This is a genomic window from Prevotella sp. LCP21S3_D2, from assembly GCF_052118345.1.
Taxonomy (GTDB): Bacteria; Bacteroidota; Bacteroidia; order Bacteroidales; family Bacteroidaceae; genus Prevotella.
Genome location: NZ_JBQKHJ010000012.1, coordinates 86715 through 102958, shown reverse-complemented (window position 1 = coordinate 102958; position 16244 = coordinate 86715). Strand labels below are relative to the sequence as shown.

Genomic DNA, 16244 nt, shown 5'->3' with positions numbered 1-16244 from the left:
GAAGCAATCGGTGTTTGTTGTCTGTACTTAGGACGAATATCCTTTTCGTTTATTGAAGCTTAGTAAACCTGACTTGTCAATTGCTTGACGGTTCGTTTCTTTTACCCAGTCTCTTCATACTCCCTATATATAATAAGGTGTAATCCAAAACCGCTTCTTGTACTACTTGTCTGTTTATGTAAAATCTTTCAAAGAACTCTTTCTTTATATTGCTTCGAGTAATGCTTGATTTCTCAAAAGCGAGTGCAAAAGTACTAACTATTTTCCATTCCACCAAATTCTTCGACAAAAAAGTTCGATAAACAGATATGTTTTAACACTCGTAAACACTTAAAACATTCCTTATCCGTATTACACCTCTTTTTATATTACGCAAAACATGTGCTTGTACACACCGTATTTGAAAAGGGGAATGAAGCCACCAAGAATAACTTCATTATACACCTATACTTTAACACGTATATTTTTATAATAGGTATATAGACAAATTGATTTAAATGATGCCAGGATACGAATTGAACTAAATCAACTATTCTAAAACATAATTTTACCTATTAACAGGCAACTCGCCATAAAATAGCAGACATGGGCGGCTTGAATGCTTAAAAAATATAAAAAATAGCACATTTTCCGCAATTAAGTGCTTGAAAATCTTTCCAATTGAAAAAAAAACTATAACTTTGCAGCGGTATATACAATTTAATAAGAAAAAATAACGAGCTAAGAATGTAATGTCAAAGCGTGACCTAAAACAACAAAGCAACTAAATGCTATTGTATAAGAGGGTCATGAACGACATATTTAGAGTTAGACAACATAAGTTTAATTAAATTTTTAATAAAAAATGAAAAGACAATTAACTAGTATTTTGCTCTTCTCTGCCCTCTTGATGGGTGGAGCTAGCACTTTTGTGTCTTGTACAGACCACGAAAGCGACAATGCTTATAACGCTAGCATTTCTATTGCAGATGCAGTTGCAAAGCAGCTTGACGCTTTGAAGTTGGCAAACCAGCAGTTGCAGGCAAACATCGACGACCTGAAGAGCGATGTTGCAACCAACAAGGACAAGATTGATGCACTTGAAGCACAGGTTGCTGCAAATAAGGCTGCTATCGAGAACTTGAACGGAACTTGGACTGAGAAGTTCCAAAAACTCAACACACAACTTAATGAATCAATTGGTGCGCTTGGAGATAGAGCTACAGCATTGGAGGAAGCAGTTAAGAAAATTAACGGTCAGCTTCCTACTGAACTTGCAAAGTTGAACCAGGCTATTCAGGATATCGCTGAGCTCAAGACTAAATCTAAAGAGGTTGATGAGTTGCAGAAAAAGCTTGATGAACTCAACGAAAAGCTCTATGGCAAATTGGCTGGTGAGGGCGACATCAACACTTTGAATGATGCCATAAAAATTATCAATGATCAGTTGACGGCCATGAGTGAACAGCTTGATGCTATCTATGCTATCTTGAATAACAACGTTTCAGGCATCGTAATCCAGGCAACAGATTGCCCTGTTACAGGTTACGAGAATGCCGCATTCCTGGGTTCACAGGCTAATATCCTTTCTGCATACTGGGGCGTTCCAGCTTCAGGTGATGAGGATTTTGAGGTAAAAGGCGGCAAGCTTATCAAGTCTGACGCAGGTAACATCTACATCAATATCAACCCAGCAAACGTAGACCCATCTAATATCACATTCAGATTGGTTGACAGTCAGGGCAACGACGCTCCAGGCTTCAAGTTGGGCGCACCAGTTGTTACAGATAAGGTGCTGAAGTATGGTATCACCCGTGCTACATCTGCTAATGGCTTCTATGCAATCCCTGTTGAGTGCACAGATCCTCAGAACGACGGTTTGGATATGAACAAGGGTCAGTTGAAGGAAGCTGCAAAGAATGTACTTGCTAAGTTGCAGGATCCTAAGTCAACAAGCTTGAACCTCTCTGGTCTTGCTTCTGCTTTGTATAGCAACCTCAACAACCAGTTGACAGCATACGGTGTCCAGGCTTCTTGGAAGCAGAAGGATCAGAATGGCAATGAAGTAGAGAAGGTTGTTACATCTGAGATCAAACTGGCTGCATTTGCTGTTAAGCCATTGAGTTTCGATTTCTTGGCAAACAACAGCAAGCTCGACAACCTCAGCCTCGACCGTTTCATGTTGCCAACCAATTTGTCAGAGAAGCTGAAAGGTATCAGTGGTCTTGACTTCAATAACATTATCGACCCATCAACAGGTAAGACAATCGAGGTTGCTACAATAGTAGCTGTACCTGGCGTAAAGATTGTTCCTAATGGCAATGATCTCGACATCATTCAGATTTCTGACGGCAAGGTGCTCAACACCATCAAGAACGCTTCTATTGAAGGCGAAGAGAAAGAAGTAAACAAGGACATCTCTATTGTAGTAAACGGTTCTACTGGTAGTACTACTTTGACAACATATATCTATCAGATCAAGGTGAAGGATGATACCATGAAGGATCTTATCGCAGACCTCAACAAAAACTTGTCAACAACATTGGGTCCTGTGAAGACAGCTCTCGATTGGGCTAACACATTAGCAGGTAAGTATGACCAGAATGTTGCTACGGTAAACAACTTGATCAAGAAGGTAGAGGGTGTTATCAAGAACGTCAACAAGTACTTGCAGCCAGCCATCATGTTCAAGGCTGATAATGGTTCATGGAACTTCGTCAGCACAGGTAGTCACTTCGCAACAAGTTTCGTAGGTGTTGGTGCAACTCCATTGGTTGCTACTTCTTACACTGCTGAACTTTTGGCTCCTGCTTACAAGAAGCAGTTGTACGTTAAGGAGGCTGGTGCTGAGATTCTGGTAAACGGTAAGGCAACAAAGTCTGCTTTCAACGGTCAGATCCAGAAGGTAGTATTCAATGCTTCTAAGGCAGGTAACTATACCATCGTTTACAAGGCTATCGATTACTCTGGTAAGGTAGTAGAGAAGAACTTCTACGTTACAGTTAAGTAATAAAACATTCGATAATAGGCAATTAAATTAATAAGAAAAGATTATGAAAATCAAGAATATATTACTGTCAGGTGTAGTAGCTATGGGTTGCATCAGTGCATCAGCCCAGGAAGCTGATAAGACTGTAAATGTCTTCAATCCACACTGGTATGTACAGGCACAGGTTGGTGGTCAGTACACTTTGGGTGAGATTTCTTTCGATAAATTGTTGTCACCAAATGCTCAGCTTGGTTTAGGTTACAACTTCAACAAGGTTGTAGGTGCCCGTCTTTCTCTCAACGCATGGCAGAGCAAGGCTGGTCAGAAGGTTCAGAACACTACCTACAAGTGGAAGTGGAACTATGTAGCTCCTATGGTTGACGCTACATTCAACCTTTCTAACCTCTTCTGTGGTTTCGACCCTAACCGCGTAGTAGATTTCGGTGTATTCGGAGGTATCGGTGCCAACATCGCTTGGGGTAACGACGAGGCAGCAGACGCTCAGAAGGCTATCCTTGCTAACAAGACTGTCAGCAACGCTACATCAGTTGGCGTACATGCTCCATTGGAGTATCTCTGGGATGGTTCAAAAGCTCATTTCGCTGCACGTTTGGGTGCTAACGTAGATTTCCGCGTAAGCGAAAAAGTAAAGATTGGTGTTGAACTTTCAGCCAACACATTGAGCGACCGTTTCAACTCAAAGAAGGTAGGTAATCCAGACTGGTATTTCAACGCATTGGTAGGTGCTAAGATTGCTCTCGGCAAGACCTATACTACTAAGGTAGTTCCTGCTCCAAAGCCAGTAGAGAAGATTATCGAGCGCATCATCGAGAAGCCAGTTGTTGCTCCTGTTAAGGAAGAGGTTAAGGAGGTTGCAGAAGAGAACTTCCGTCGTGATATTTTCTTCACAATCGGCAACTCTACCATCGCAAAGTCTCAGAGAAACAAGATTTCTGAGATTGTTACTTACATGCAGGAGAACCCAGACGCAAAGATTACTTTGACAGGTTATGCAGACAAGGGAACAGGTAGCGCAGCAATCAACGATAAGATTGCAGCTCGCCGTGCTCAGACTGTTTACAACACACTTGCAGCTAAGGGTGTTGCTAAGAACCGCATGATCAAGAAGTCTATGGGTTCACGCGTTCAGCCATTCGAAAAGAATGCCATGAACCGTGTAACAATCTGTATTGCTAAGTAATTAGCCATCAGATAATCATTAATAAGCAATAATTATAACCGGTCTTCATACTTATCATGTAAGCAATGGAGATCGGTTATTTTCTAATTTCAAGAAAGCTAACAAGAATGAAAAAGAGAATATACATGTTTCTGCTTGCCAGTTCTGTAATGTTCAGCACCCAAGCTCAGATTACAGGTAGCGGTTTCTACAGAATAAAAAATGCAAGTTCAGACAGATGGATGTCACTGAGTGATAATGATAGTAAAGGTATCGATTACCAAAGTACCAGCGCTGACTGCAGCGCTTTGCTTACCAACGCTCTTTGGGATGAGATTTCCTGCGACCCGGGAAGTATCTTCTATCTGGATTGTAAAGGAGGTGAAAGCTACAACATCGGAGCGCAAGGTACAAGCATCAAAGAATTGATAAACTACTACATCTATATCACCCCAAGAGGTGAATATTACACAGCCTGGCAAGAACTCAAGGGGCAAAAAGCATTGTTGGCTGATAAAGAAAGTTCTAAAGACAAAAGTTGGGTAGTTACCAATGGTAAACAGAGTAACTGGATTGTTACTCCGATCAACAACAGTGACAACTATCTGGGAGTAAAACCAACCGTAACTGCAGGCAACAAGCATTACGCAGCCCTCTTTACCGGTTTCGCCTACACCCTAAGTCAGGGAATGAAGGCTTATTACATCACAAAGTTTGATGAAGGTAAGGGCAATGCAGCCTATCAAGAGTTAACAGGAACTATTCCAGCCGAGACTCCTGTAATCATCGAATGCACCTCTACCGATATCAGCAAGAATCAAATCACTCCTGTTGTCAGCTCGACTGCAACTCCTAAAGACAACAAGCTGAAAGGAGTATACTTCTGCGTAGGCAACCCATGGAGTGGCAAATTTAACTCTGTCAAGTTTGACGCAACAAAAATGCGCACCCTGAATATCAATTCAGAAGGCAAGTTGTCGTTAACAGCAGCTACCAATAAACTCCCTACCGTCATGCGGAAAGAAGAAGATGCCAATGGAGATAATCTCACCACATTGGCAATTCCAGCCAACAGCTGGTATCTTCCTGTATCAAACAGTGCCCCTAAGGAGTTTAACCTGCTGACTGAAGCAGAATATGCTACTGGAATCACTACCATCAGCACCACTCCTGGCAAGACGACATACACCGTTTATTCGTTGACAGGAGTACTGGTAAAGAAGAATGCAGAGTCCATCGATGACCTTCCAAAAGGAATATATATCGTCAATGGCAAGAAAATAGCCCTTTAAGAAACAAAAAAGCCCCAAATACTTGCCACTTTGGGGCTTGTTGCATAACTTTGCACCCTCATTTAATGTAATCAATAATTTATGAAGAAATATTCGATAGCTTTGGCAGTAGGATTGCTGCCATCTCTCACGACAATGGCGCAGAACGCAGAGAACCTTGGCAAGGAGCAAACTGCAGAGAAATGGATCAAGAACATAGACGCCTCCATCACTACAGGTACAACAGGTATAGGTTTCGACGTGGCTGTACCTGTGAATGATATGGTCACCCTGCGTACCGGTTATTCCTGGATGCCCCGCACACATGTCACCATGAACTTTGGCGTACAAGTGGGTGATGAAAAGTTATCTCAGGAAGAAGAAACCGCAAAGTTCAACAACCTGGCGAATATGCTGGAAGAATATACAGGAACCAGAGTTGACAGCGATATCGACATGGCAGGAACACCCACCATGAACAACTTCAAACTGTTGGTGGACGTTCATCCTTTCCAAGACAGGAACTGGCACATTACAGCAGGTTTCTATTGGGGACCATCCAAAATAGCCAAGGCAGAGAATGCCATCTATGATGGTACCTCGCTAGTAGCAGTAAGCATGTACAACAACCTCTATGAGCGCGTGAAGTCATCCTACGAGAATTTCATTCCTTACATGAACATTGGTGACCAGTATCTCTATGCAGGTAAGGAATTGTACGACAAGTTTATGAGCTACGGAAGAATGGGTGTTCGCTTGGGAAATCGTACAGACGGCTCGATCTTCCGCCTGGAGCCAGATGCCAACAACAATGTTTCAGCTACCATCCGTGTAAACAGTTTCAAGCCCTATCTTGGCTTTGGTTACGGTGGACGACTCTTCAGGGACAATGACATCTACCACATCTCTTTTGATGCCGGTATTTTATTCTGGGGAGGCACACCAAGAATCACAACCAATGATATCCACAAGGTAACTTTCTCGCCTAATGAGGACTATACGGAAGCTATCAAGAACGAAACGATTGAACCAGGAGTCAACCTTGCAAAGGATGTATACAATATTCCGGGCAAGGTAGGCGACTACGTGAAGTTCTTCAAAGGATTCAAGGTTTATCCTGTATTAGAATTGAGATTAAGCCGCAGAATCAGTTTTTAAAATAAAGAATCATATCAATAAAAGCATAAAAACGCTAGAGTTTCACAATCGTAAACTCTAGCGTTTTTTATTGATGATATGAAAAATATCTTAATATTCTTTTACTTCTGCTCTTTCAATTTCTTATCCCATTTCAGCAGATTCAGATATTCCTTCTTGGTAATTCGCATAAAACTGCCATGCTGAGGACCTGTTACACCCTTGATATCCACAGGGTCAGAGAAATTGCGGAGATACTTATCAGCCTTACAGATGCGATAGTGCTTAGGGTTGTCGCTATACTGGATATAAGCCACTCGCCAGGTATCATCACCCATCAACTGGAAGGCAGAGCTGCCCTCGCAATTCTTGCGGCCCTCGAAGCTGACATAATCATTCTCTACAGGCTCACCCCAACCATGATTCAAATACTTGCTTGTAGCGGTATAAATACCCGGCTTTCCTCCCTCTTTCTTGATAAGCATGTGGAAGAGACCATCGCTCTTGAGATAGTTGATATCAGCATCGATGGTAGCATATCCCCAGTCGAAGAGCAACTTTGGAGTGGTAATCTTGGTGAAAGTCTTATCAGCATAGCTGTAGTACATGCGGTCGTACTTTTCCTCTGCACGGTTGAGCATAGAATAGTAAATCATGTATCCACCCTTCTCACCATTTTCCCAGCGATAATCAGAATCCCAAAAAATCTGAGGTGCCCAGACACGGTTGATAGTACTCCAGTCTTTATAAGGAGACTGAGCAGTGGCAGCATCGCAGAAGTTCTGCATACCCTTACGATAATCGAAGGTAACGCTGGTCCAATGAATCAGGTCCTTACTCTTCAGGAGGTCAATGCCATAATTGTCCCATTTGTGGCTCTTACGAACGCACATATCAGTAGTAACCATAATATAGCCTTTGCCGTCATGGGTACGGGTGATGTAAGCATCGCGGGTACCGCCTTCGATACGGGCATGCTCCTCTGGGTCGAAGATAGGTTTACCCTCGTTGATATCCTGATAGTTGTAGCCATCACGAGAAACAGCATAGGCTGTCCATTCACCCTTATCACTCATGTGACAGTAGAGATAGCCATAATCTCCCTTTACAAGATTCTGTGCGGTCATTGGCATGAAGGCAGCCAACGCCAAGAGAACGGTTGATAATTTCTTCTTCATTTCTTGATCTTCTTAGTTTAATTATTATTAGTCGGATTATTGGGTGCAAAATTACACTTTTTATTTGAGACTACCAAATCAAGAAGGCTACAGAGCTATAGTTTTATCGGAAAATACTCCTTCTTGAACGATTTATGCTCGGGGGGACAGGCGATGGAATCTCCTGGAACGGGGGCGAAAGGGGAGATTGTCTGAAAACCCATAGCAGCCAAAATGTCTCCTAATATTTCTTATTGTTAACACTTTATCTTTGGTTTTCTCGAAATATTTTCGTAACTTTGTAGCTATCAAACATTTATCGCTTATGAAGTACATTAAAGGTGAAGATAGAAGACAATACGTATTGTTTCCGGCTTGTCTGGACGAGTACATCGAGCAGGATAATCCTGTTCGCTACATTGATGCGTTTGTAGATAGCCAGGATTTAGAAGAACTCGGCTTCAATCATACTAAACGTGAGGCTCCTGGAAATGGTGGACGACCTTCATATGACCCTTCAGACATATTGAAACTACTCATTTATGGTTATTTCAATTCTATCCGTTCTTCTCGAAAGTTGGCCAAAGCGTGCGTTGTCAATATCGAGGTTATGTGGCTTTTAAGCAAGGTAACCCCTGACTTTCGTACAGTTTCTGATTTCCGAAAGGATAATTTGAAGCCTATCAAGAAAGTTTTTAAATCATTGAATAAGCAGTTGGATTCCTTTGGACTCTTCAGCCATTCTTACTTATCTATTGATGGTAGTAAGTTCAAGGCTGTAAATTCCAAGGATAACAACTTTACTCTCAATAAGCTTGATGATCGTATAGCCCGTCTTGAAGCGCATGAGCGTCAGTACTTGGAGGATTTGGAAAAGAACGACTTCGATGATGAACGTAAGCTTGGCAGGGATGAAACCGAGCTTAATCTGGAGGTGGTTCAGAAGCGTCAGGCGGATTACAAAGAATATCGTAATCAACTGGAGGAAAGTGGAGAGAAACAACTTTCACTCACAGATCCTGATTCTAAGTTGATGAAGTTCAATGACGGTTTTAACGTTGGCTATAATGTACAGACAGCCGTCGAGGCAGACAGTCATCTGATAGCCACCTACAATGTTACCACCAATCCTACTGATCATGGCGAAATTACGGAAACACTGCCTGAGGCCAAGAATGATTTGGAACATGAAATAGTAGAAGTTGTTGCCGACAAGGGTTATCAAGATCCAAAAGACATGGCAAACGCTTTGGCTGCAGGAATCATCCCTAATGTAATACAGCGAGATGGCGATGATGTTGCTGAAGTAGAGTTTGAATATGTAGAAGCTACCGTAACAGATGATATGCTAAACAGCAAAAAGCCCGAGAATCTCGAAACTTGCCTTAAGGCTGGCAAAATACCGACTGCCTATGCAGGCATCCTTGACTCTCCCCAAATTGGTGTTCGTAAATCCTACAAATGTACGGCATCAAGTAATATAAAGGAAATGTCTGATGAGGAACTCAAACAGCTTGCGCTGCAAGGCTACTTTGTCAGAGATGCTGCTAAGAATTTAGTGTATTGTCCGCAGGGCTCTATATTACGTCAGAAGTCCTTAAAGAAGGATGGCCGTATCCGTTATTGCAATAAGTTGGCTTGCAAAAAATGCTCGCATAAGTGTACTAAAGCAGCATTTAAAGAAGCAGACTTCAACAAGGATACTCTCGTGATGAAAGCTCAGAATTACAAGGTAGACTCCAGTAATCATCAGGAAGACCAGGAACCTCCTAAGACTAAGATGAAACGAGAAGTTAAAGAACACAAGATTGTGACATACAAACTTCATTTAGACAAGAAGAAGATGGCGCAAAGAATGTGTCTCTCAGAACATCCTTTTGGAACGATGAAGAGAACCTTAGGGGCGTATTATTTTTTATTGAAAACGAAGGTTAAGGTGGAGGCCGAAATGGCCCTCATCTGCCTCTCCTATAACATGCGTAGAGCCATCTCTATGCTTGGCGTTCCACAATTGATCGCAAAGATGGCATAAGGGGAAGAAGGAGGTCCCCACAACTTAATTTTTAGACCTCCTATCACTTATTTTCGCTCGATTTGAGCACATCAATTATGAATTTTATTAGAAATCGAAATTTTAGAGCTGGTCCCCAGACTAGCTTAGAGGGCTTTATATGCCCTCAAAACAGTGATAAACAGCAGAAAATCAAGGTTTTCGGACGGTCTGAGGGGGGGGGGAAAGGAGGACGAGGAAAGGAGGACGAAGAAAGGGAAACGAGGAAAAGGGAGGACGAGAAAAAGGGAGGCAAACCTCATCACAAGGTCCGTCTCCCCTACTTATAGTTATAAATAACCGATTTATTTGATTCATCTCAATGCAAGTACTTACGATGATCATTGCAAATACTTGCGTTTGGCATTGCAAGTACTTGCGTTTGCCAATGAAGCTTACTTCGTGAATATCCGGAAATTACTTGTTTAAGAACTTGTCAACCTGGGCAGCAATCTTTCTGCCGCTTGCCATGGCACGTACTACCAAAGAGGCACCGCTGGCTGCATCACCTGCCACGAAGACATTCTCAGCAAACTCTGGCTGCTGAGGTTTCAGGAAGCCCATTGCCAGGAATACAGCCTCTGCCTTGATAATCTCCGGCTCACCAGCCTCTACCATCAACGGACGACCACCCTCTGGGTTTGGCTTCCAGTCGATAGGCTGAACCTTCACACCTGTCAGCTTTCCGTTCTTTCCCAGGAACTCCAGAGAGTTGATGTTCCAGCGACGGGTACAACCTTCCTCATGACTGGAGGTGGTCTTCAGGGTGCGAGGCCAGTTTGGCCAAGGATTCTTAGGATCCTCAGGACCCTCTACCGGCTTAGGCATAATCTCGATCTGGGTTACACTCTTGCAACCCTGGCGATGAGCGGTACCGATACAGTCGGAACCCGTATCACCACCACCGATTACCAATACATCCTTGCCCTTGCAGTTAACCAGCTCATCCTTAGAGAACTCCATACCAGCAAGGATACGGTTCTGTTGAGAAAGCAGTTCGAGGGCGAAATAAACACCCTTCAGCTCTCGTCCAGGAATCTTCAGGTCGCGGGCTGTCGGCGTACCGGTAGATACCACATAGGCATCGAAGCCTTCTGGCAACTTGGTAACATCAATCTGCTGGTTATACTTAAATTCAATTCCCTCCTCTTCGAGAAGACGGAGACGGCGGTCGATGATGCTTTTGTTGAGCTTGAAGTTAGGAATACCATAACGCAACAAGCCACCTGCGTTCTCACGTGCCTCAAATACAGTTACCTTATATCCCTTATGGTTCAACTGGTTGGCAGCTACCAGTCCCGCAGGACCGGCACCGATGACAGCCACCGTCTTGCCATTACGCTCAGGAATCTCAACATGCACATAATCCTCAGAGAAGGCGTGCTCCACGATGGCGCACTCATCCTCACGGTTAGTGGTTGGCTCATGATCCATGAGATTCAGGATACAAGCCTTCTCACAGAGTGCAGGACAGATGCGTCCTGTGAACTCTGGGAAGTCGTTGGTGGAATTGAGGAGACGGTAAGCCAACTCCCAGTCGCCCTTGTAGAGGGCATCGTTCCACTCCGGTGCCTTGTTGCCCAGCGGACAAGCCCAGTGGCAGAAAGGCACGCCACAATCCATGCAACGGGAAGCCTGCTGTCGGCGGTCGTTGCTATTCAATGTCTGTTCTACCTCGCTGAAGTCGAGGATTCTATCGTGAATTGGTCTATAACCTGCTTCCTTGCGAGGTATAGTCAAAAATGCTTTTGGATTTCCCATCTTTTTAAAAGTAAAAGGGTAAAAAGGTAAAAAGGTAAAAAGAACATTCTTGCTTGCTGCTTGTTGCTATTTACTTAAACCTTATGTTACCTTTATTATTAATTTATTTGTTACTCGCATTTTACCGGACTTAAGGCAAAGGAAAGGGGATAAGGTTCTTTTTACCTTTTTACCCTTTTACCTTTTTACCTTTTATTAATAGTCTCGCTGCATATCCGCAATCTTCTGCTGCAACTTCTTTACCTGTTCCTCCTGGAGAACTCGCTTGTACTCGATTGGCACTACCTGGATGAAATCCTCTACGTAGTGGTTCCAGTCATCGAGCATGGTTCGGGCGAGCTTACTGCCGGTGTAGAGATAATGCTGACGGATCAGCTCGTGCAACTCCTTGCGATAGGTGCTATCCTCCACGAGGTTGATCTCCACCATATCCATGTTACAGAAGTAATCGAAGTTGTGGTTCTTATCCCATACGTAGGCAACACCACCACTCATACCAGCGGCGAAGTTACGGCCGGTTTCACCGAGAACTACTACTCTACCGCCCGTCATATACTCGCAGCAGTGGTCACCAGCACCCTCAATCACGGCGATGGCACCGGAGTTACGAACACCAAAGCGCTCGCCTACCTTACCATTGATATACAACTCACCACTTGTGGCACCATACAGACCGGTGTTACCGGCGATGATATTATCCTCGGCAGAGAAGTTGCTGCGGATAGGAGGAAGGATGGAAATACGACCTCCTGAAAGTCCCTTGGCAAAATAGTCATTGGTCTCACCCTCGAGTTTGAAATCCACTCCCTTGACCAGGAAGGCACCGAAGCTCTGACCTGCAGAACCCTTGAACTTCACGTTTACGGTCTTGTCAGGAAGACCAGCCTCACCATATTTCTCGGCAATCATACCGCTCAGCATCGCACCGGCAGCACGGTCAGTATTCTTGATGGCGAAGTCGAGGTTCACTTCTTCCTGGTTCTCGATGGCACGCTGTGCACCACGGATAATCTGCTGGTCGAGTACATTGTCGAGGTCATGAATCTGCTCAGTAGTATGATAGAGTGAGCAATGACCTGTCTCACGATGCAGCAAGCGAGAGAAATCGAGCAAGTCTGCCTTCTCCTCGATGCTCTTGGCCACCTCTGGCTCTACGGCATCAGCACCCTCGGTAGGAACAATCTCCTCATCCTTCTTGCGGACGATGAGCTCGGTATGACCGATGATATCGTTCAATGAGGTATAACCCATCTCAGCTAGATACTCACGAACCTCCTCGGCGAGGAAGCGGAAGTAGTTGATAAGGTACTTGTAGCTGCCACGGAAGTGCGCACGGAGCTTAGGGTCCTGTGTAGCAACACCCATAGGACAGGTATTCAGATTACACTTACGCATCATGACACAACCCAAAACGATGAGGGCTGCCGTACCGAAACTGAATTCCTCAGCACCGAGCAAAGCCATCAGGATGATGTCACGACCGCTCTTCAACTGACCATCTACCTGCAGACGAACCTGACCACGAAGACCATTCTTCACAAGAGTCTGCTGGGTTTCAGAAAGTCCAATTTCAGGAGAGATACCTGCGAAACGCATGCTGGATGCAGGGCTGGCACCTGTACCACCCTCAGCACCAGAGATAACGATGAGGTCAGCCTTCGCCTTAGCCACACCGGCAGCGATGGTACCCACACCACTCTCAGCTACCAACTTCACGGAGATAGCCGCCTTAGGATTCACATTCTTGAGGTCGAAGATGAGCTGAGCCAAATCCTCGATACTGTAGATATCGTGATGAGGTGGAGGAGAAATCAGGCTGATGCCAGGGATAGAGTGACGGGTCTTGGCGATGACCTCGTTGACCTTGAAGCCAGGCAACTGACCACCCTCACCCGGTTTAGCACCCTGTGCCACCTTGATCTGGATTTCCTCTGCATTTACCAAATATTCTGTTGTCACACCAAATCGACCGGAAGCCACCTGCTTGGTCTTGCTGGAGAGGCTGATGCCATCCTGTGTAGAATGGAATCGCTCGTTATCCTCACCACCTTCACCGGTATTGCTTCGAGCGCCCAGGGCGTTCATGGCGAGTGCCATTGCCTCGTGAGCCTCCTTAGAGAGGGCGCCGAAACTCATCGCACCGGTAACGAAGTGCTTCACGATTTCCTCTACTGGCTCCACCTTATCTATAGAGATAGGATTCTTGCGGAAGCTGAAGAAGTCGCGGATGAAGATAGGCTCCTGCTTATCGTCAACGAGATGTGTATATTTCTTGAAGAGATCGTAATCGCCCTTGCGTGTTGCGAGCTGCAGGGTGGCGATGGTCTCTGGGTTCCAAGCGTGCTTGATACCGTCCTTGCGATAGTGGAACTGTCCCATACTTGGCAGGAAGTCGAGCTTCTTGGTCTCGAATGCCTTGTCGTGCAGGCGGATGGCATCACGGGCGATGGTCTCGAGTCCGATACCGCCGATGGTGCTCACTCCTGTTCCGAAGTAGCTCTTCAGCAGACTCTCGCTCAAGCCGATGCTCTCGAAGATTTTGGCACCACGATAGCTTCGGATGGTAGAGATACCCATCTTAGCCATAATCTTGAACAAGCCCTTCTTCACAGCCTTGATGTAGTTCTGCTCGGCTGTATGGTAATCCTCCTGAATCTTTCCCTTCTTTACCAGGTCGTCGAGGATGGCGTATGTCAGGTATGGACAGAGGGCTGATGCACCGTAACCCAACAACAGGGCTGCATGCATTACCTCACGAATCTCACCGCTCTCAACGATGAGGGCAGTCTGCACACGCTTGCCGGCATCAATCAGATAATGATGTACGGCACTCACGGCGAGCAGAGATGGAATGGCGGCATGGGTCTCATCCACGCCACGGTCGCTCAAGATGATGTAGTTGTAACCATCATCCACGCTCTGGGCAGCCTGCTTGCAGAGCTCATCCAGAGCCTCATGCAGTCCTTCTTCGCCCTTGGCGGTTTCGAAGAGCATGTGGAGCTTCACCGTATTGAATCCCTTGTAGCGGATATTCTGAAGGATATCCAGCTGGGTATTGGTCAAGATAGGATGTGGCAGACGAACCATCTTGCAGTTGCTCTCGTCTGGGTTCAGAATGCCGGAACCTACTCTACCGATATACTCGGTAAGACTCATCACGAGGTTCTCACGGATAGAGTCGATAGCAGGGTTGGTAACCTGAGCAAACTGCTGACGGAAGTAGTTGAAGAAAATCTGTGGCTGGTCTGAAAGCACGGCAAGCGGAGTATCATTACCCATGGATGCAGTAGGCTCCTGACCCTTAGTAGCCATCGGGATGATGGTACCATCGATGTCTTCCTCGCCAAAGCCAAACTCCAATTCCTTGCGAGTGAGGTTTTCTACAGCGTTTTCCACTTTTCGTCCGCTACGCAGTTTTTCCAGTTCTATACGGTTGGTATTCAACCACTGGCGGTAAGGATGAGCCTCAGCCAGGCGCTCCTTGATTTCGCCATCATAGTAAATCTTGCCTTCCTGGGTATCAATCAGGAGAATCTTACCAGGCTGCAGACGGCCCTTCTCGGCAATCTCGGTTGGGTCGAAATCCATCACGCCCACCTCAGAAGCCACAACCATCATATCGTTCTTGGTGATGGTATAGCGTGCAGGGCGCAGACCATTTCTATCGAGCATACCACCGGCATAACGGCCATCGCTGAAGAGCAGGGCGGCAGGACCATCCCATGGCTCCATCAGGATAGAGTGGTACTCATAGAATGCCTTCAGATCCTCAGAGATAGGGTTCTTGTCGTTGAAACTCTCAGGTACCATCACAGCCATGGCATGAGGCAATGACAGACCGCTCATTACGAAGAACTCGAATACATTGTCGAGACTTGCCGAATCACTCATATCAGGCTGAACGATAGGAGAAATCTCACGGATATCGCCCAAAGCCTCACTGCCCAACACACTCTCACGAGCCTTCATCCAGGCACGGTTACCACGGATGGTGTTGATCTCACCATTGTGTGCAAGGAGACGGAATGGCTGAGCCAGACTCCATGTTGGGAAGGTGTTGGTAGAGAAGCGGGAGTGAACCAATGCCAAACCGCTTGTAAAATAATTATTGGTCAAATCAGGATAGTACTGACGCAGCTGGAGGCTGCTCAACATACCCTTATATACGATGTTCGAATTAGACAACGAACAGATATAGAAATCAGGATCGCTGATTCGTTTCTCGATACGCTTACGGATGAGATAGAGGGTGCGCTCGAAGACAGGCACCTTATCATCGGTAACACCCGTGATGAACACCTGTTTGATGGCAGGTTCGTTGCTCAATGCAGCCTCACCCAGACAGTCTGGGTTGGTAGGCACATTGCGCAGATGCATCAGCTGCAATCCCTCGCGCTCAATTTCCTCGATCATGATAGAGAGGATATCCTGCTGTTTCTTCTCGTCCTTAGGCAAGAAGACGAGACCCGTTCCGTATTTTCCCTTCTCTGGCACAGGGATACCCTGAAGAAGAATAAACTCATGTGGAATCTGGAGCATGATACCGGCACCGTCACCCGTCTTGTTATCGGCACCCTCGGCACCACGATGGCGCATGTTTTCGAGTACCTTCAAGGCATTATCGACCAGCTCATGACTCTTGTTACCGTGGATATTCACCACCATACCTACGCCACACGCATCGTGCTCATAGGCTGAACTGTACAATCCTTTTTCCATT

The 16244-nt window shown here is 45.4% G+C and carries 8 protein-coding genes; 5 read left to right on the top strand and 3 right to left on the bottom strand.

Annotation, left to right across the window (positions count from 1 at the left end):
• Positions 1 to 844: 844 nt before the first annotated feature.
• The 4 genes from ACTQ16_RS09575 to ACTQ16_RS09560 all read left to right on the top strand — a co-directional run bounded on the left by ACTQ16_RS09575 (position 845) and on the right by ACTQ16_RS09560 (position 6577).
• Entirely contained in the window at positions 845 to 2989 is a 2145-nt protein-coding gene (locus ACTQ16_RS09575) for a hypothetical protein (RefSeq protein WP_441937197.1), read from the top strand.
• Between the two features lie 43 nt (positions 2990 to 3032).
• Positions 3033 to 4169 carry an OmpA family protein gene (locus ACTQ16_RS09570; RefSeq protein WP_441937195.1) on the top strand — a complete coding sequence of 379 codons (1137 nt, stop codon included), beginning with the start codon at positions 3033 to 3035 and terminating at the stop codon, positions 4167 to 4169.
• Positions 4170 to 4276: 107 nt separating this feature from the next.
• On the top strand, positions 4277 to 5440 hold the full coding sequence (locus tag ACTQ16_RS09565) for a T9SS type A sorting domain-containing protein (RefSeq protein WP_441937193.1): 1164 nt from the start codon (positions 4277 to 4279) through the stop codon (positions 5438 to 5440).
• An 81-nt stretch (positions 5441 to 5521) separates the two neighbouring features.
• On the top strand, positions 5522 to 6577 hold the full coding sequence (locus ACTQ16_RS09560; protein WP_441937191.1) for a hypothetical protein: 1056 nt from the start codon (positions 5522 to 5524) through the stop codon (positions 6575 to 6577).
• A 101-nt stretch (positions 6578 to 6678) separates the two neighbouring features.
• Here the strand turns inward: ACTQ16_RS09560 and ACTQ16_RS09555 are convergent, their stop codons facing one another.
• Positions 6679 to 7734, bottom strand: coding sequence for a glycoside hydrolase family 43 protein (locus ACTQ16_RS09555; protein WP_441937189.1), 1056 nt, complete (start codon positions 7732 to 7734; stop codon positions 6679 to 6681).
• A 304-nt stretch (positions 7735 to 8038) separates the two neighbouring features.
• Here ACTQ16_RS09555 and ACTQ16_RS09550 point away from each other — a divergent pair, with 304 nt between their 5' ends.
• Complete coding sequence (locus tag ACTQ16_RS09550) at positions 8039 to 9745, top strand: transposase (protein ID WP_441937188.1); 1707 nt, start codon at positions 8039 to 8041, stop codon at positions 9743 to 9745.
• A gap of 435 nt (positions 9746 to 10180) precedes the next feature.
• On the opposite strand, the gene ACTQ16_RS09545 is transcribed toward ACTQ16_RS09550, so the two are convergent.
• Both ACTQ16_RS09545 and gltB read right to left on the bottom strand, forming a co-directional pair.
• Positions 10181 to 11524: a glutamate synthase subunit beta gene (locus ACTQ16_RS09545; RefSeq protein ID WP_294969493.1), complete on the bottom strand. Its 1344-nt coding sequence runs from the start codon at positions 11522 to 11524 to the stop codon at positions 10181 to 10183.
• A gap of 195 nt (positions 11525 to 11719) precedes the next feature.
• Positions 11720 to 16243, bottom strand: coding sequence for a glutamate synthase large subunit (gltB, locus tag ACTQ16_RS09540; RefSeq protein WP_441937186.1), 4524 nt, complete (start codon positions 16241 to 16243; stop codon positions 11720 to 11722).
• Position 16244 lies beyond the last annotated feature (1 nt).